This window comes from Pseudonocardia pini, from assembly GCF_013870575.1.
GTDB lineage: Bacteria > Actinomycetota > Actinomycetes > Mycobacteriales > Pseudonocardiaceae > Pseudonocardia > Pseudonocardia pini.
Genome location: NZ_JACBXB010001188.1, coordinates 1 through 1,125, shown reverse-complemented (window position 1 = coordinate 1,125; position 1,125 = coordinate 1). Strand labels below are relative to the sequence as shown.

1 protein-coding gene is annotated in these 1,125 nt (G+C 74.7%); it reads left to right on the top strand.

Annotated elements, in window-relative coordinates:
• Nucleotides 1-205: 205 nt before the first annotated feature.
• A partial coding sequence (locus tag H5J29_RS33705; RefSeq protein WP_312858521.1) for a bifunctional transcriptional activator/DNA repair enzyme AdaA occupies nucleotides 206-1,125 on the top strand: 920 nt, incomplete at its 3' end.

Below are 1,125 nucleotides of genomic sequence, written 5' to 3'. Positions count from 1 at the left end.
CGTCCCGCGCCCCAGCAGCAGGACCCCGACGAACGCCAACGCCACGACGGCGAACACGGACCCGACGACCAGGAGGGGGAGGCGACGCACACCACGACCCTGGTCGCCGCGGGTGGCCGGCCGATGAGAGCCCGATGAGAACCCTCTCACGGTGGTGTCCGATTCCCGCGAGAACCCGGGCATCGGGCGTGGCAGAGTCACTCTCGTGCTGGACACCGAACGCTGCTACCGGGCCGTCGCCTCGCGCGACTCCCGGTTCGACGGCGTCTTCATCACGGCGGTGCGCACCACCGGCATCTACTGCCGACCGAGCTGCCCCGCCACCACCCCCAAGATCCGCAACGTCGAGTTCTTCACCACCGCGGCCGCCGCGCAGCAGCACGGCTACCGCGCCTGCCGCCGCTGCCTGCCCGACGCCGTCCCCGGCTCGCCGGACTGGAACGGCCGCTCCGACCTGGCCGCCCGCGCGATGCGGCTGATCTCCGACGGCGTCGTGGAGCGGTCCGGGGTCGCCGGACTGGCCGCGCGGCTCGGCTACTCGGAACGCCACCTGACCCGGATCGTCGCCGCCGAGCTGGGCGCGGGTCCCCTCGCGCTCGCCAGGGCGCACCGCGCCCACACCGCCCGGCTGCTGATCGAGACCACGACGATGTCCATGGCGGACATCGCGTTCGCCGCCGGGTTCGCGAGCGTGCGGCAGTTCAACGACACCGTCCGCGAGGTGTACGCCGTCACGCCGAGCGTGCTGCGGAAGGAGAGTGCGCGCCGCGGCGCCACACCGGCCGCGGGCACGCTGTCGCTGCGGCTGCCGCACCGCGAGCCGTTCGACGCCGCGGGCCTGCTGCAGCACTTCGCCTCCCGGGCCCTCACCGGCGTCGAGTCGCTGGAGGCGGGCGTCTACCGCCGCACCCTGCGGCTCCCCCACGGACCCGGGACGGTGACGGTGCACCTCGGGGACCACACCTCGGGTCACGTCCACGCGGACCTGCGGTTCGCCGAGCCCCGCGACCTCGGGCCCGCCGTCGCCCGGCTGCGCAGGCTGCTGGACCTCGACGCCGACCCCGTCGCGGGCGACGAGGTGCTGTTCACCCGACCCGGCGGCGCGGAGCTGCGTCGTCGGATCGA